Origin of the sequence: Streptococcus infantis (assembly GCF_047460825.1) — a bacterium.
Classification (GTDB): domain Bacteria; phylum Bacillota; class Bacilli; order Lactobacillales; family Streptococcaceae; genus Streptococcus; species Streptococcus infantis_V.
Genome location: NZ_JASHFO010000075.1, coordinates 1 through 813, shown reverse-complemented (window position 1 = coordinate 813; position 813 = coordinate 1). Strand labels below are relative to the sequence as shown.

Sequence of the window (813 nt, the reverse complement as noted above, 5' to 3'; positions counted from 1 at the left end):
CTTCAGCAAGCACGTCAGCTTCTGAATCAACATCAGCTTCAGCAAGCACGTCAGCTTCTGAATCAACATCAGCATCAGCAAGCACATCAGCTTCTGAATCAACATCAGCTTCTGAATCAACATCAGCATCAGCAAGCACGTCAGCTTCTGAATCAACATCAGCTTCAGCAAGCACATCGGCTTCAGCAAGCACGTCAGCTTCTGAATCAACATCAGCTTCAGCAAGCACATCGGCTTCAGCAAGCACATCAGCTTCAGCAAGCACATCAGCTTCAGCAAGCACATCAGCTTCAGCAAGCACGTCAGCTTCAGCAAGCACATCAGCTTCAGCAAGTACATCAGCTTCTGAATCAACATCAGCTTCAGCAAGCACGTCAGCTTCAGCAAGTACATCAGCTTCAGCAAGCACGTCAGCTTCTGAATCAACATCAGCATCAGCAAGCACATCGGCTTCAGCAAGCACATCAGCTTCTGAATCAACATCAGCTTCAGCAAGCACATCGGCTTCAGAATCAAGATCAACTTCTGAATCAACATCAGCTTCAGCAAGCACGTCAGCTTCTGAATCAACATCAGCTTCAGCAAGCACATCAGCTTCAGCAAGCACATCAGCTTTTGAATCAACATCAGCTTCAGCAAGCACATCAGCTTCAGCAAGCACGTCAGCTTCTGAATCAACATCAGCTTCAGCAAGCACATCGGCTTCAGCAAGCACGTCAGCTTCTGAATCAACATCAGCTTCAGCAAGCACGTCAGCTTCTGAATCAACATCAGCATCAGCAAGCACATCAGCTTCTGAATCAACATCAGCTT

At 47.2% G+C, this 813-nt stretch carries 1 pseudogene; it reads right to left on the bottom strand.

The window, feature by feature from the left end:
- Positions 1-813: pseudogene (locus QM911_RS09875) on the bottom strand (hypothetical protein); the annotation flags it as partial.